The organism is Kitasatospora sp. NPDC093806 (assembly GCF_040683335.1).
Taxonomy (GTDB): Bacteria; Actinomycetota; Actinomycetes; order Streptomycetales; family Streptomycetaceae; genus Kitasatospora.
On record NZ_JBFBDO010000040.1, the window covers coordinates 1 to 13,623 of the forward strand.

General features: G+C 73.6%; 13 protein-coding genes, 1 pseudogene and 1 riboswitch. Of the genes and pseudogenes, 9 read left to right on the plus strand and 5 right to left on the minus strand.

The window, feature by feature from the left end:
* Positions 1–105 (plus strand): annotated as a pseudogene (locus AB0N76_RS20010) (phosphomethylpyrimidine synthase ThiC); the annotation flags it as partial.
* On the opposite strand, the gene AB0N76_RS20015 reads toward AB0N76_RS20010, so the two are convergent.
* Both AB0N76_RS20015 and thiC read right to left on the minus strand, forming a co-directional pair.
* A complete protein-coding gene (locus AB0N76_RS20015; protein WP_363558819.1) occupies positions 106–1,647 on the minus strand; it encodes a serine/threonine-protein kinase in 1,542 nt (513 codons plus the stop codon). It lies immediately after the preceding pseudogene.
* A 444-nt stretch (positions 1,648–2,091) separates the two neighbouring features.
* Positions 2,092–3,909 (minus strand): phosphomethylpyrimidine synthase ThiC, encoded by a 1,818-nt coding sequence (gene thiC / locus AB0N76_RS20020; protein WP_363558820.1) that lies wholly within the window; start codon positions 3,907–3,909, stop codon positions 2,092–2,094.
* Positions 3,905–4,039: riboswitch (TPP riboswitch) on the minus strand. It overlaps the preceding gene by 5 nt.
* Before the next feature lie 182 nt (positions 4,040–4,221).
* Here thiC and AB0N76_RS20025 point away from each other — a divergent pair.
* The 7 genes from AB0N76_RS20025 to AB0N76_RS20055 all read left to right on the plus strand — a co-directional run bounded on the left by AB0N76_RS20025 (position 4,222) and on the right by AB0N76_RS20055 (position 11,536).
* The gene (locus AB0N76_RS20025; RefSeq protein ID WP_363558821.1) at positions 4,222–4,428 is read left to right on the plus strand and encodes a hypothetical protein; all 207 of its coding nucleotides are present in this window, start codon (positions 4,222–4,224) and stop codon (positions 4,426–4,428) included.
* A 103-nt stretch (positions 4,429–4,531) separates the two neighbouring features.
* The gene (locus AB0N76_RS20030) at positions 4,532–6,058 is read left to right on the plus strand and encodes an SPFH domain-containing protein (protein ID WP_363558822.1); all 1,527 of its coding nucleotides are present in this window, start codon (positions 4,532–4,534) and stop codon (positions 6,056–6,058) included.
* Positions 6,059–6,133: 75 nt separating this feature from the next.
* Positions 6,134–7,147: a 3-oxoacyl-[acyl-carrier-protein] synthase III C-terminal domain-containing protein gene (locus AB0N76_RS20035; protein ID WP_363558823.1), complete on the plus strand. Its 1,014-nt coding sequence runs from the start codon at positions 6,134–6,136 to the stop codon at positions 7,145–7,147.
* On the plus strand, positions 7,144–7,929 hold the full coding sequence (locus AB0N76_RS20040) for a glycosyltransferase family 2 protein (RefSeq protein ID WP_363558824.1): 786 nt from the start codon (positions 7,144–7,146) through the stop codon (positions 7,927–7,929). The genes AB0N76_RS20035 and AB0N76_RS20040 overlap by 4 nt, the downstream gene beginning before the upstream one ends.
* Before the next feature lie 34 nt (positions 7,930–7,963).
* Positions 7,964–9,445, plus strand: coding sequence for a class I adenylate-forming enzyme family protein (locus AB0N76_RS20045; RefSeq protein WP_363558825.1), 1,482 nt, complete (start codon positions 7,964–7,966; stop codon positions 9,443–9,445).
* Entirely contained in the window at positions 9,442–10,518 is a 1,077-nt protein-coding gene (locus tag AB0N76_RS20050; protein WP_363558826.1) for a cytochrome P450, read from the plus strand. Before AB0N76_RS20045 ends, AB0N76_RS20050 begins: the two co-directional genes overlap by 4 nt.
* Before the next feature lie 67 nt (positions 10,519–10,585).
* A complete protein-coding gene (locus tag AB0N76_RS20055; protein ID WP_363558827.1) occupies positions 10,586–11,536 on the plus strand; it encodes an NAD(P)-dependent oxidoreductase in 951 nt (316 codons plus the stop codon).
* 46 nt (positions 11,537–11,582) lie between these two features.
* On the opposite strand, the gene AB0N76_RS20060 is transcribed toward AB0N76_RS20055, so the two are convergent.
* The 3 genes from AB0N76_RS20060 to AB0N76_RS20070 all read right to left on the minus strand — a co-directional run bounded on the left by AB0N76_RS20060 (position 11,583) and on the right by AB0N76_RS20070 (position 13,066).
* Entirely contained in the window at positions 11,583–11,783 is a 201-nt protein-coding gene (locus AB0N76_RS20060; RefSeq protein ID WP_363558828.1) for a DUF5326 family protein, read from the minus strand.
* 230 nt (positions 11,784–12,013) lie between these two features.
* Positions 12,014–12,688: a thiaminase II gene (tenA, locus tag AB0N76_RS20065; RefSeq protein ID WP_363558829.1), complete on the minus strand. Its 675-nt coding sequence runs from the start codon at positions 12,686–12,688 to the stop codon at positions 12,014–12,016.
* 60 nt (positions 12,689–12,748) lie between these two features.
* Positions 12,749–13,066: a cupin domain-containing protein gene (locus AB0N76_RS20070; RefSeq protein ID WP_363558830.1), complete on the minus strand. Its 318-nt coding sequence runs from the start codon at positions 13,064–13,066 to the stop codon at positions 12,749–12,751.
* A gap of 102 nt (positions 13,067–13,168) precedes the next feature.
* Here AB0N76_RS20070 and AB0N76_RS20075 point away from each other — a divergent pair, with 102 nt between their 5' ends.
* Positions 13,169–13,552 carry a phage holin family protein gene (locus AB0N76_RS20075; protein WP_363558831.1) on the plus strand — a complete coding sequence of 128 codons (384 nt, stop codon included), beginning with the start codon at positions 13,169–13,171 and terminating at the stop codon, positions 13,550–13,552.
* The last annotated feature ends 71 nt before the right edge of the window (positions 13,553–13,623 follow it).

Here is a 13,623-nt window from a genome sequence, read left to right on the forward strand (position 1 = left end):
TCCGGCATCGGCGCCGCGATGATCGCCTGGTGGGGCACCGCGATGCTCTGCTACGTCACGCCCAAGGAGCACCTGGGCCTGCCCACCCGGGGCGGCGTTCAGACGTCATGGCTCGGAAGAGCCGCTCCACTCCGCCTCAGTAGGCTGACCCTGGTCGCGAGACTTGGCGATCTTGACCCCGACGGGGATCAACATCCGACCGAGCGGGGTGCCCGGATGGTCGCGAAGAAGGATCCGAGGGTCCGTTCGAATGGACCGGTCGACGAACCGAAGCAGCTCGCGTTCTATGTCATTCGCAGTCGGCCGGTTCCCCGGCTCCAGGTCAAGCATCGCGGTGATGAGTCCACTCAGCGCGGGACCGGCGTGCGTTGCGGGCGGGTACTCCCCATTGGTTATCCGATAACCGACGACGCCCGGAGAAGCATGATCGAACGGGCTTCTGCCCTCGACCATCGTGTAGAGCACGGCACCGAGGGACCAGAGGTCGGAGGCTGGAAGATCTCGGCCTCGCCAGCGCTCCGGCGCGATGAAGGGCGGTGAACCCATGACCGCGGCTTCGGCGGTCACAGGGCTTGCTCTCTCGTTGAACACAGCCAGCCCGAAGTCGACAAGGACAGCGCTTCCGTCCTGCCGGAACAGGACGTTCTGCGGCTTGACGTCCCTGTGCAGGATGCCATGGCCGTGAACAGCCGAGATTCCGTGCAGGAGATCGAGACCGATGCGGGCCGTCTCATCGACCGGCAGTGGAGCATGGTCGCGCAGGACCCGGTCCAGGCTGCGCGGATTGAGGAGTTCCATGACGGTCCAGACCTCGCTCCCGAGGTCGACCACATCGTGAACGGCAACCACGTTCGGATGGTTCACACGGGCGAGGGCCCATGCCTCGGTGCGAGCCCTGGCGAGGAAGCCTTCCCGGTCACGGGAGTGTGGAGGCTCGATCAGCTTGAGCGCGACGCGGCGGTCGAGACGCGTGTCGATCGCCTCCCAGAGTGCTCCGGTACCGCCCCGGCCGATCAGTTCGCGCAGGCGGTATCGGCCGTCGATCAGCTCCGCATCGAGACTGACGTGGGGTCCGGGGTTGTGCGGGATTGTTCCGAACAATGTCCCGATGCCGGGCTCCTCACCCTCACCGGCTCGCGCGGTGTGAGGGCGCTGAGCAGCCAGGAGTGTGATCAGCAGGAGGACCGTCTGTTCGGCCTCGTGCCGGGTCCGTTCGCTCTCGTCGATCCTCAGCCGGAGCCGGTCGACTTCGTCCTGGGTGGCCAGCAGCCGAACCATGAGCTGGTCACGGTCTACGACGGGACCTATGGTCATCGTCACGTCGTTGGCCCCACGCCATAGTGGGGCGACCTGATCAAGCTTGCGCCTGCGTTCGGCGTAGTCACTTGAGCAGATGTCTGCCACGGCCTCGACGAATTCCCAGGAGAGCCTTTCACCCTTGAGCGCCTCGTACAGCTGGCGCTGCGATGGGACAAGTGTCTCGTCGGCGTGACCGAAGTGTTCGGGGCGGAGTTGCGCGTGCAGGCCACCGACGGTCAGGCCGACCTCCTTGAGCCAGGTCCGCAGCAGAGCTGCTACCTGTTCCGGTGGGCTGTCGCCTAACTCTTTGAACCGCCGCCCTGGTTTCTTCGGCTCGGCTGTCGCCACCGGCGCTCCCCCGAATTGTCACCGGACAACCGGCGTTGTCCGCGTACTACACCCCAAGGGCAAGACTGCCGCACCAACCCAGGCCATAGTCAACTCCCGGGCCTCCGAAGGTAGATGGCCCTGAGCAACTCACGGGAGATGGCCATGTTGCGCTCGTCGAAGTCATTCCTCAGCCGCATGTCCGGTCTGCTTCGCTGGCTGGACTCGCCGAGCGGGAGGGGATTTCAGTGGATCGTCACAACCGCGTTGGCGGTGACCGCACTGGCGCTGGGGGTGGACCGGGCCTGAGGCATGAGGAGCTCCTCCGGGAGTGCCCGGCGGCCCGACGTCAGAGAGACGGCCGCAGAGCAACCGGAGCCGATCGTGAGCGTCTGGGCCACCTGAGCACACATGGGCGGCCGCGCCGGGTGAGATCCCGGCGCGGCCGCCCGTGTGGTTCAGGTGTCAGTCGGCCAGGGGCAGGTAGACGCGGTTGCCCTGGGCGGCGAACTCGGCGGACTTCTCGGCCATGCCGGCGATGGCTTCGGCGTCGTAGTCGGAGGGGGCCGCGGTGGCGCCGTCGCCGTGCTCGGCGCGGATCCGCTGGGAGATCTTCATCGAGCAGAACTTCGGACCGCACATCGAGCAGAAGTGGGCGGTCTTGGCCGGCTCGGCGGGGAGGGTCTCGTCGTGGAAGTCGCGGGCCGTCTCCGGGTCGAGGGCCAGGTTGAACTGGTCCTCCCAGCGGAACTCGAAGCGGGCGTCGGAGAGCGCGTCGTCCCAGGCCTGGGCACCGGGGTGGCCCTTGGCCAGGTCGGCGGCGTGGGCGGCGATCTTGTAGGTGATGACGCCGGTCTTCACGTCGTCCCGGTTGGGCAGGCCCAGGTGCTCCTTGGGCGTGACGTAGCAGAGCATCGCGGTGCCCCACCAGGCGATCATCGCGGCGCCGATGCCGGAGGTGATGTGGTCGTAGCCGGGCGCGACGTCGGTGGTGAGCGGGCCCAGGGTGTAGAACGGGGCCTCGTCGCAGATCTCCTTCTGGAGATCCATGTTCTCCTTGATCTTGTGCATCGGGACGTGGCCCGGGCCCTCGATCATCACCTGGACGTCCTTGGCGCGGGCGATCCGGCCGAGCTCGCCGAGGGTCTGGAGCTCGGCGAACTGCGCCTCGTCGTTGGCGTCGGCGATCGAGCCGGGGCGCAGGCCGTCACCGAGCGAGAAGGTGACGTCGTAGCTCGCGAGGATGTCGCAGAGCTCCTCGAAGTTGGTGTAGAGGAAGTTCTCCTCGTGGTGCGCCAGGCACCAGGCGGCCATGATCGAGCCGCCGCGCGAGACGATGCCGGTCTTGCGGCGGGCGGTCAGCGGCACGTACCGGAGCAGCACGCCGGCGTGCACCGTCATGTAGTCGACGCCCTGCTCGCACTGCTCGATGATGGTGTCGCGGTAGACGTCCCAGCTGAGTTCCTCGGCCTTGCCGTCGACCTTCTCCAGCGCCTGGTAGAGCGGCACGGTGCCGATCGGCACGGGGGAGTTGCGCAGGATCCACTCGCGGGTGGTGTGGATGTTGCGGCCGGTGGAGAGGTCCATGACGGTGTCGGCGCCCCAGCGGGTGGCCCAGGTCATCTTCTCCACCTCCTCCTCGATCGAGGAGGTGACGGCGGAGTTGCCGATGTTGGCGTTGATCTTCACCAGGAAGTTGGTGCCGATGATCGCCGGCTCCACCTCGGGGTGGTTCACGTTGACCGGGATGACGGCGCGGCCGCGGGCCACCTCGTCGCGGACGTACTCGGGCGCCAGGCCCTCGCGCAGGGCGACGAACTCCATCTCGGGGGTCACGACGCCGCGCTTGGCGTAGGCCAGCTGGGTGACGGCGGTGCCGTCGCGGCCGCGCAGCGGGCGGCGCGGGCGGCCGGGGAAGACCGCGTCGAGGTTGCGCAGGTTGCCGCCGCGCGGCGAGGTGTGCTTGATGCCGTCGTCCTCGGGGCGCGCCTCGCGGCCGTCGTACTCCTCGACGTCGCCGCGCTGGCGGATCCACGGGTCGCGCAGGGCGGGCAGGCCGCGGCGCACGTCGGGCTCGTAGGCCTGGTCGGTGTACGGGCCGGAGGTGTCGTACAGCGGGACGGTCTTGCCGTTGGTGAGGACGACCTCGCGGTACGGCACGCGGAGGTCGGGGCGGGTTCCCTCGCGGTAGGCCTTGCGCCAGGCCGGGGTCGGGTAGCCGGTGCCCGCGCTGGAGACGTCGCCGTTCTGGGCAGACTTCGGCTGTGCCTCAAAGGTGGTCATCAGACCTTCAACTCCCTACGCCGGCATTACCCGGTCAGGTTCCTGCGGTCGACGCAGCCGCCGGTCCGTCCGTCGACGTCCCGTTCAGCGCCCTCTCAGCCCGGTGCTCCGAGCTCCCGCGTCCGCAGGCGGTGTTGCCTGCGCATGACGTCCAACACCGTAGCGAGCCGATCGCCGGAGGTCCAGAGCGGGTCCGGCGGGAGGAATGGCGAGGTCCGGACGGTGAACGGTGGGGCGCGGAGCCGTCCGGGCGGGCAGACTGGCAGGGCGAGCGAGCGGGCGGGTGGGCGGACGAGGCGAGGGAGGGCCGGCGTGGTCGGGAGTGCGGGGCGGGTCACCGGGGCGGTGGGCGCGGGACTGGTCGGCGAGGTGATGGTGCACGTCCCGCAGCGGCAGGGCACCGAGGCGTTCCTGGCCTACCTGGCCGTGCCGGGGGACCGACTGCCGGTCGGCACGCCGGTGGTGGTGATCGAGTACCACCCGCCGAGGACCGTGTACGTAGCGCCCGTCGTTCCGTGACGAGGCTGTGACGGGATGTCATGTCGGTTCCCTTTCCAATGGTTTGCCCCCGGCGGACAATCCGAATCGGCGCATCTCCTGCGCCGGAAGGGGGAGTTGCACCATGGGGTACGTCATCGCCGGTGCGGTCGCCGGCGCACTGATCGTCGGGATCACGCTCTTCAAGATGATGTGGCGGGTCGCCGAGCCGAACGAGGCGCTGATCATCTCCGGCTCGCGGCACCGCACCGAGGGGGTCGGTGACGGACTGGGCTTCCGGATCGTCACCGGCCGGGGAACACTGGTCACGCCCGGCCTGCAGGGTGTCCGGCGGCTCTCGCTGGACCTCAACGAGGCCGAACTGAACGTCGAGTGCGTCACCACGCAGGGCATCCCGGTCCGGGTCAAGGGCGTGGTGATCTTCAAGGTCGGCGACGACGACGTGTCGATCGCCAACGCCGCCCGCCGCTTCCTGGACCAGCAGAAACTGATCAGCCAGCGGGTCCACAACGTCTTCGCCGGCCACCTGCGGTCGATCGTCGGCGGGCTCACCGTCGAGGACATGATCCGCGACCGCGAGCGGCTCACCGGCGAGACCAGGGCCGCCTCCGGGCTGGAGATGGAGAAGCTCGGGCTGATCATCGACACCCTGCAGATCCAGGAGATCATCGACCCGACCGGCTACATCAAGAACCTCGCCATCCCGCACGCCGCCGCCGTCCAGCGGGACGCCCGGATCGCCCAGGCCGAGGCCGACCGGCTGGCCACCGAGGCCGAGCAGGAGGCCGCCGCCCGCAAGGCCGAGGCGACCCGCAACAGCGAGATCCAGCAGTCCTCGTACCAGGCCGAGCGGGACACCGCCAACGCCCGTGCCCGCCAGGCCGGTCCGCTGGCCGACGCCGCCGCCCGGCAGCAGGTGGTGGTCCAGGAGACCCGGGTCGCCGAACTGGAGGCGCAGCGCAAGGAGCAGCAGCTCCAGATCGACGTCCGCAAGCCGGCGGACGCGCGGGCGTACGACACCCGCACCTCCGCCGAGGCGGACCGCGACGCCCGGATCTCCGCCGCCCAGGCGCAGGCGCAGGAGACCGAGCTGCGGGCGGCGGCCGAGGCCGGCCGGGTCCGGATCGCGGCCGAGGCGGAGGCCGCGGCCACCAAGCTGCGCGGGCTGGCGGCCGCCGAGGCGACCACGGCCACCGGGCAGGCGGAGGCCTCGGCGGTGGAGGCGCGCGGTCTGGCGGACGCCTCGGCGGCCCGGGCGATCGGGCTGGCCCGGGCGGAGGGCATCAAGGCCCGGGCGGCCGCCCTGGCCGAGAACCAGGACGCCGTGGTGGCCCAGGAGTTGGCGGAGAAGTGGCCGCAGATCGTGCGGGCGGCCGCCGAGTCCTTCGGCAACGTCGAGCACATGGTGCTGCTCAACGGGGCGGACGGGATGGGCGAGTTGTTCGCCAAGGCGCTCACCATGGGCGGCACCGGGCTCGGCCTGGCCCGCCAACTGCTGAACACCGTCGGCGCGGACGGCGGTGCGGCGTCGGCCGGCCCGACCGCCGCCCCGGTGCCGGTGCAGCCGGTCCCGGTCGACGCGGTACCGGTCGACGCGGCGCCGTCGGACGCCGTCCCGGCCGACGCGGTGCCGGAGGGGGGCCGGAGCTGATTGGGTAGCGTGCCCGCGCCCAGCTGAGTACCCGTACTCAGGTGGGCGCGGCCGCGTCCGCCGGACGATGAGGGCATGCAGCCAGCAGCCACCGCCCGGATCGGCATCACCGCCGTCGGCGCCCAGCTCCCCGCCCACCGACTGACCTCCCGCCGGCTCCAGGACGAGATCACCGCCGGCGGCCGGCTGCGGCTGCCGGAGCGCACCTTCGAGAAGGCCACCGGCATCGTCACCCGGCACTTCGCGGCCGAAGGCGAGTACGCCTCCACCCTGGCGCTCGGCGCCGCCCGGCGCGCCCTGGCCGCCCGCGGCCTGGACCCGCTCGACGTCGACCTGCTGCTCTACGCCTCCGCCACCCGGGACGTCTGCGAGCCCGCCACCGCACACCTGGTGCAGGCCGAACTCGGCTCCCGCGCCCACGCGTTGGACGTCTCCAACGCCTGCAACAGCTTCCTCAACGGGATCGACCTGGCCCGCGCGATGATCCTGGCCGGACGGGCCCGGCGGGCCCTGGTGGTCACCGGCGAGACGCCCAGCCGGGCGATGCGCCGCGACCCGAGCGGCCTGGCCGACTTCCGCGAGGGCTTCGCCGGCTACACCTTCGGCGACGCGGGCGCCGCCGTCGTGGTCGAGGCGGTGGAGCGCGGCGGCATCCTCGACATCGAGACCGAGACCGCCTCCGAGCACTGGGAGGTCGGCGGCATCCCGGGCGGCGGCTCGCGCCACCCGCGCGGTGACGAGTACAGCTACTTCCGGGGCGGCGGCAAGGAGTTGCGCGGCGTCTTCGAGAAGATCGGCGCCGACATCCTGACCCGGGTGGCCGCCCGCACCGGCTTCGGCTGGGACGACTACGCCCGGGTGCTGGTGCACCAGGTGACCGTCCCGTACCTGGAGCGGTTCGTCGAGCTCACCGGGGTCCCGGCGGAGAAGCTGGTGGTCACCGTGCCGGAGACCGGCAATGTCGCCAGCGCCACGCTCGGCATCCAACTCGACCGGATACAGCACGAGTTGTCGCCCGGCGACAAGGTGCTGCTGGTCGGGCTGGGCGGCGGCGTCAGCCTGATGACGATGGTCTGGGAGGCGTCGTGACCCCGCCGGAGATGACCTCGCCGGACGCGACCCCGCCGTGCGCGACCGAGCTGTGGGTGGTCGTCCCCGCCTACCAGGAGGAGGCCCGGATCGCCGCCACCCTGGAGGCCCTGGCCGCCCAGCGGGACCGGGAGTTCACCCTGCTGGTCGCCGACAACGGCTCCACCGACGGCACCGCCGACGCCGTCCGCGCCTTCGCCGCGCGGGCCCCCTTCCCGGTCGAGCTGCTGGTCGAGCCGGAGAAGGGCGTCGGCTCGGCGGTCGACACCGCGTTCCGGTACGCCATCGCGCACGGCGCCACCCTGCTCGCCCGCACCGACGCCGACTGCCTGCCCGAGCCCGGCTGGACCGCCGCCGCCCGGGCCGGGCTGCGGGCCTCCGGCGGGCTGGTCTGCGGCCGGGTCACCGCCCGCCGGGACGAGCACGGACCGGCCGGACGCGCCGTCTTCCTGGTCCTGGTCGCGCTGGGCGCGTTCTTCGGCCGGATCCGGCCCGCGCACCACCGCCGGCACGGCTACCTCACCCCGTACCGGATGCACGCCGGCAACAACATGGCGATCACCGCCGAGCTGTACCGGGCGGTCGGCGGCATGCCGCGCCGGCCCTCGCCGACCGACCGGACGTTCATCAACCGGGTCCGCCGGCACAGCACCGCGATCGTCCACCGCCGCGACATGGTGGTGCAGAACTCCACCCGGCGGATCCGCGCCTACGGGGTGATCGGCACCGCCCGCTGGTACCTGGAGCGGGGCGCCGGACCGCGCTCCGCGGACGTCCGCTGACCCCCGACGTCCGCCGAGACCCCGAGGACCCGCCATGCTCGACCGGCTCGCGCACAGCCTGCGCACCGTCCACCCCGACCGCCCCGCCGTGCTGCGGCTCACCCGCCTCGGCACCACCCGGGCCGGCCTCCGCCGCGGCGAACTCGCCGACCTCGCCGACACCTTCGCCACCGCCCTGCACGCCCGCGGCCTCACCGCCGGCGCCACCCTCGGCGTCGCCGTCCGCCCCGGACCGCGGGCCCTCGCGGTGATGCTCGCCGCCCACCGGCTCGGCCTGCGGATCGCCGTCCTCGACCCGACCGCCGGACCGGACGTGCTGGCCGCCCGGCTGTCGCTGGCCCGGCCCGACCTGGTGCTCGCCGACGCCGCCGCCCAGGCGGTGGCCGGCTGGGCCGGACCGCTGGCCCGCCGTGCCGACCTCGCGCTGCCCCCGCTGGCCACGCTCGGCCCGGTCGCCACCCTCGGCCGCCGACTGCCCGGCGGCGCGCCCCGGCTGCGGCCCGGCCGGTCCGCGGCCCCGCTGCCCGAGGCCCCCGGCGCCGGCGGACGCGACACCGACGCCGTGATCGTCTTCACCTCCGGCACCACCGCCAGCCCGCGCGCCGTCGTGCACACCCGGGACGGCCTGGCCGCCGGCCTGCGCACCGTCACCGAGCTGGTCGACCCGCGCCCCGGCACGACCGTGCTCGGCGGCACCTTCTTCGTGCTGGTCCCCGCGCTCACCGCGGGCGCCGCCGTCGCCCTGCCCGCCCGCGCCCCGGCCGCGCTGGCCCGCCAGCTGCACCGGCTGGCCCCCGCCCACACCTACCTCACCCCGCCGCAGCTGCGCGCCGCGCTCACCGCCGGGGCCCGCTTCACCGGCCGGGTCTGGACCGGCTCGGCGCCCGCCGACGCGGCCCTGCTCCGCCGGGTCAAGCAGGCCGGCGCCGACCAGGCCTGGGGCGTCTACGCGCTCACCGAACTCTTCCCCGCGGCCGCCGTCGAGGAGGCCGAGAAGAGCGCCTTCACCGGCCCCGGCGACCTGCTCGGCGCCCCGCTGCCGGGCGTCCGCACCCGGCTCGGCGCGGACGGCGAACTGCTGCTCACCGGCCCCGGCGCCCGCCACCGCTACCTCGGCGAGGAACCCGACCCCTGGGTGCGCACCGGCGACCGCGCCACCCTCGCCCCGGACGGCCGGATCGTGCTCGCCGGCCGGCTCAAGGACATGGTGCTGCGGCGCGCCGAGAACATCTACCCCGGCCTGTACGAACCGACGCTGCACCTGCCGGGCGTCGAACTCGCGGTGCTGGTCGGCGTCCCCGCCGGGGACGGCGACGAACGGCTGGTCGCCCTGGTCCAGCCCTCGCCCGGCACCGACCCGCGGCGGCTGCGCGGCGCGCTGGCCGGGCCGCTGGAGCGGATGGGCGCGGCCCGGCCGGACGCCGTGCTGTTCGGCGAGGTGCCGCTGGCCGGCCGCTCCCGCAAGCCCGACCGGGCGGCCGCGGCCGCCCACTGCGCGAGGGAGTTGCGGGCATGAACGAGCAGCCGTCCGGGCACCGCGCGGCCCGCCGCCGGGACCGCCGGGTCTACCTGCGCAGCCACCCGCTGCTGTTCGCGCTGCTCGCCGCCACCCGGCGGCGCGCGGTGGTCCGGCTCGGCCGCACCGTCCTGGTGCACGGCGCCGAGGCCTACCGCGAGGCGCTCACCCGGATCCCGCTGGACCGCACCGCCCCCGGCACCACCGGCGGGGCGGCGGCCGAACTCACCGACGGGGGCCTGCTGTTCGACCAGGACGGTGCCGAACACCGGGCCGCCCGCCGGGAGTTGTCCGGCGAGCTCGGCGCGGCAGCGGTGGACCGGCTCCGCCCGCACTGGCAGGCGGTGCTCGCCACCCGGATCCCGGCGCTCGCCGGGGGAACCCTCGAACTCGTCGAGCTGTCCCGCGAGTTGGCCGGAGCGACCGCCGCCGCCCTGACCGGCGCGGCGGCCTGCCCGCACGCCCTGGCCGGCGCCGCCACCGAGGCCGCCGCGGCCGCCGCCCGCGACCACCTGCCCGGACCGCGTCCGCGCGACGCCGCCCGCACCGCCGCCGCCCGGGCCGCCGAACTCGCCGCGCTGCTGCCCGACCCCCGGGACGCCATGGTCGCGGTGGCCGCCGTCAACACCACCGTCGCCGCCCTCCCCCGGGCCGCCGCCTGGTGCTCCGACGCCGGGCTCTGGCCCTCGGTCGACGCGGACCGCGCACCCGCGCTCGCCGCCGAGCTGCTCCGGCTCACCGCCCCCTCGCCGCTGCTCCCCCGGGTGGCCGCCGCCGACGCCGTCCTGGCCGGACGCCCGGTGCGGGCCGGCGACCGGCTGATCCTGGTCGCCCGGCACGCCGCCGGGGCGCACCGCCCGGCCCCGTCCCCCGGACCGGCCGCCGCCCAGGCCGTGTTCGGCGCCGGGCCGCACGCCTGCCCGGGCGCCGGACTGGCCCGTGCCCTGCTCGCCGACCTGCTGCTCGCCCTCGCCCCGTACCGGCCGGTGGTGGTCCGGGCCCGGGTCGACCGCCGGGCCGCGCTCCCCGGCTGGGCCGAACTCACCGTCCGGGCCACCCGCCTCCCCGGCTGAGTGCTTGTTTCACGTGAAACATCGCCTCCCCACGAAGCCCCCCACCCCACCTCCCGAGGAGCCCCCGATGCGGATCGCCGTCACCGGCGCCAGCGGATTCTGCGGCTCGCACGTCGTCCACGCCGCCGTCGCCGCCGGCCACGAGGTGCTCTGCTACGGCCGCCGCCCCGGCCCGGCCGGCCGCCACGTCCCCTGGGACGCCACCGCCGCCGACCCCGACCTCACCGGCGTCGACGCGGTCGTGCACTGCGCCGCCGCCGTCGCCGACCTGCCCCCGGGCGCCGCCGCCGAGGCCGCCCAGTACGCCGTCAACGTCACCGGCACCGAGCGCCTGCTGCGCGCCGCCGGCGACCGCCCGGTCGTCTGGGTCTCCAGCGCCAGCGTCTACGACCCCCGCCCCGACCGCGGCTCGGTCCGCGAGCACCACCCCACCGAGGGCGGCCACCTCAACGCGTACGGCCGGACCAAGGCCGCCGGGGAACGGCTCGCGCTCGCCGCGGGCGCCGTCGTGCTGCGCCCGCGCGCCGTCTACGGCCCGGGCGATCCGCACCTGGTGCCCCGGCTGCTGGAACGGGTCCGGCACGGCCGGCTGCTGCTGCCCGGCGGGGACGTCCGGCTCAGCCTCACCGCCGTGCAGAACCTCGCCGACGCCTGCCTGTCCGCCGTCGGCGCCGGCCGGACCGGCGACCGCCCGTGGACGCCGGTCGCCTACAACATCGCCGACGCCCGCCCCTACCGGCGCGACGAGGTGGTCCGCGCGGTGCTGGCCGCGCACGGGGTGACCGCCCGGATCCGGCACGTCCCGGCACCGCTGGCCCGGCTGGCCGCCCGCACCGGCCGGCTCCCCGGGCTGACCCCGTACGCGGTGGACCAGCTCTCCCGCGAGGTCGTGCTGGACCTGGCCCGGGCCCGCGCCCAGGGCTGGCGCCCGCACCGCGACCTGTCCGACTTCCTCGGCGAATCCGCGCCCGAAGCCGCCCCCGCCACCGTGCCTGAAACCGAGCCCGGAAACGCCTGACGCCCGCGCCCCCGGGGAGGGGACGCGGGCGTCGGGTCGGTCCGTCCTAACTCTTGGCGGCCTTCTTCACCAGGACCACCACGGCGGCGGCTATGCCGACCACCACCAGCGCCTTGATCGCGAAGGCCAGCAGCGCGCCGACCACGCCGAAGACGAACATGATCAGGTTCCAGGCGAGCACCACCGCCAGGATCGGCACCACGATGTTCCGCACCCACGAGGGCAGCGACTTCCAGAGCTCAGCCATGTCCGTTCCTTCTCTCCCCATGGGGTCGGCTGCCGTCCTGGTGCCGCATCCCGTTCGCTTTCGGTACTTCGATCGTACGGGGGCGCAAGCGGCGGAACGAGGCCCAACGGCCCCGAGAGAACCCGGAGATCACCCCTACCCCGGACCCCGGGTGAACCCCCGCCCCGACCTCGGGGAACGACCTCGGGGAACGGGCTCGGGAACGCCCCCGGGGCCGCCTGCCCGGGACCTCAGACCGGCCAGGTCTCCCGCCGCCACGCGGCGTCCCAGAACATCCACTCGTACCGCGAGGTGGTGACGAAGTGCTCCACCACCCGGCGCCGCTCGGCCGGCGAGATCTCCTCGCCGAGCCGGTCGGTGAGCGCCAGCACCCGCCGCACCACCGACTGGAACGCCTCGTCGCCGTAGGTGGCGATCCACTTGGCGTAGAGCGGGTCGGGGGAGCCCCGGTCGAGCAGCCGCTCGCCGACCCGGGCGTAGATCCAGTAGCAGGGCAGCACCGCGCCGACCGCCTCCGCGAAGGAGCCGCCGTAGACGGTGGCGAGCAGGTAGCTGGTGTACGCCCGGGTGGTCGGCAGCACCGGTTCGGCGGCGGCCTCGTCGGCGGTGCCGCCGAAGGCGTCCATGAACTCGGCGTGCATGCCCTGCTCGGCCGCCAGCGCGCCGATCGCGTCGTCGGCGAAGGCCCGCACCTGCTCCTCGCCCGGCGCCTTGGCCGCGCAGACGGCGAGCGCGCGGGCGTAGTCGCGCAGGTAGTGCGAGTCCTGGACGACGAAGTGACGGAACGCCTCGCGCGGCAGGGTGCCGTCGGTGAGGCCGGCGATGAAGGGGTGGGCGAGGATCTCGGCGTAGACCGGTTCGATCGCGGCCCAGAGTTCTTCGGTCAGGCTCTGGCTCTGGCTCATGCCCCCGACCCTAACCGGGCCCCCGCCACCGCCCCCGGGCCGCTCGGTCCTCCGGGCCGCTCAGTCCTCCGGCGGGGAGAACACCACCAGCACCCGCAGTTCCTCGGTGATGTGGTGGAACCGGTGCGGCGTCCCGGCCGGCACGTAGACCACGGTGCCCCGCGCCACGGTCGCCGTCTCGGCGCCGACGGTCAGCTCGGCCCGGCCGCTGATCACCTGGTAGATCTCGTCCTGGTCGTGCGCGGTCTGGGTGTCGGTGTCCCCGGGGGACAGCGCGTACAGCCCCGCGGACATCCGCGGCTCGCGCAGGAACCGCAGGTACGCGCCGTCGTTGGCGGCACGCTCGGCGTCCAGGTGGTCCAGCCGGAACAGCTTCATCGGGGCACCCCTCCTCGTCCGGGCCTCGGCCCACCCGCATTGAACACCAACATGCCGGTCGGGAGCTTCGCCGGGCCTTGACCGACCTGGGACGCTGACCCCATGAAGGGTTTCGTCATCAAGACACTGATCAACGCGGCGGCCATCTGGGTCGCCGCCTGGATCGTCTCCGGGATCTCGCTCACCGGGGACGACTGGCAGCACAAGACGCTCACGGTGATCGCCGTGGCGCTGGTCTTCGGGGTGGTGAACTGGCTGATCAAGCCGGTGGTGCGGTTCTTCTCCTTCCCGTTGTTCATCCTCACCCTGGGCCTGTTCACCTTCGTCGTGAACGCGCTGATGCTCTGGCTGACCTCCTGGGCCTCGGACAAGCTCGACCTGGACTTCAAGGTCGACAACTTCTGGTCCGCCCTGCTCGGCGCACTGATCATCAGCCTGGTCTCCTGGGGTCTCAGCCTCGCCATCAAGGACGACAAGGACAACTGAGCCACCCCGCGGTCCCCGAAACGGATGCTCCCCGGGCCGGGCGCGTTTCGAGCGCACCGGGCCGCGGGAGA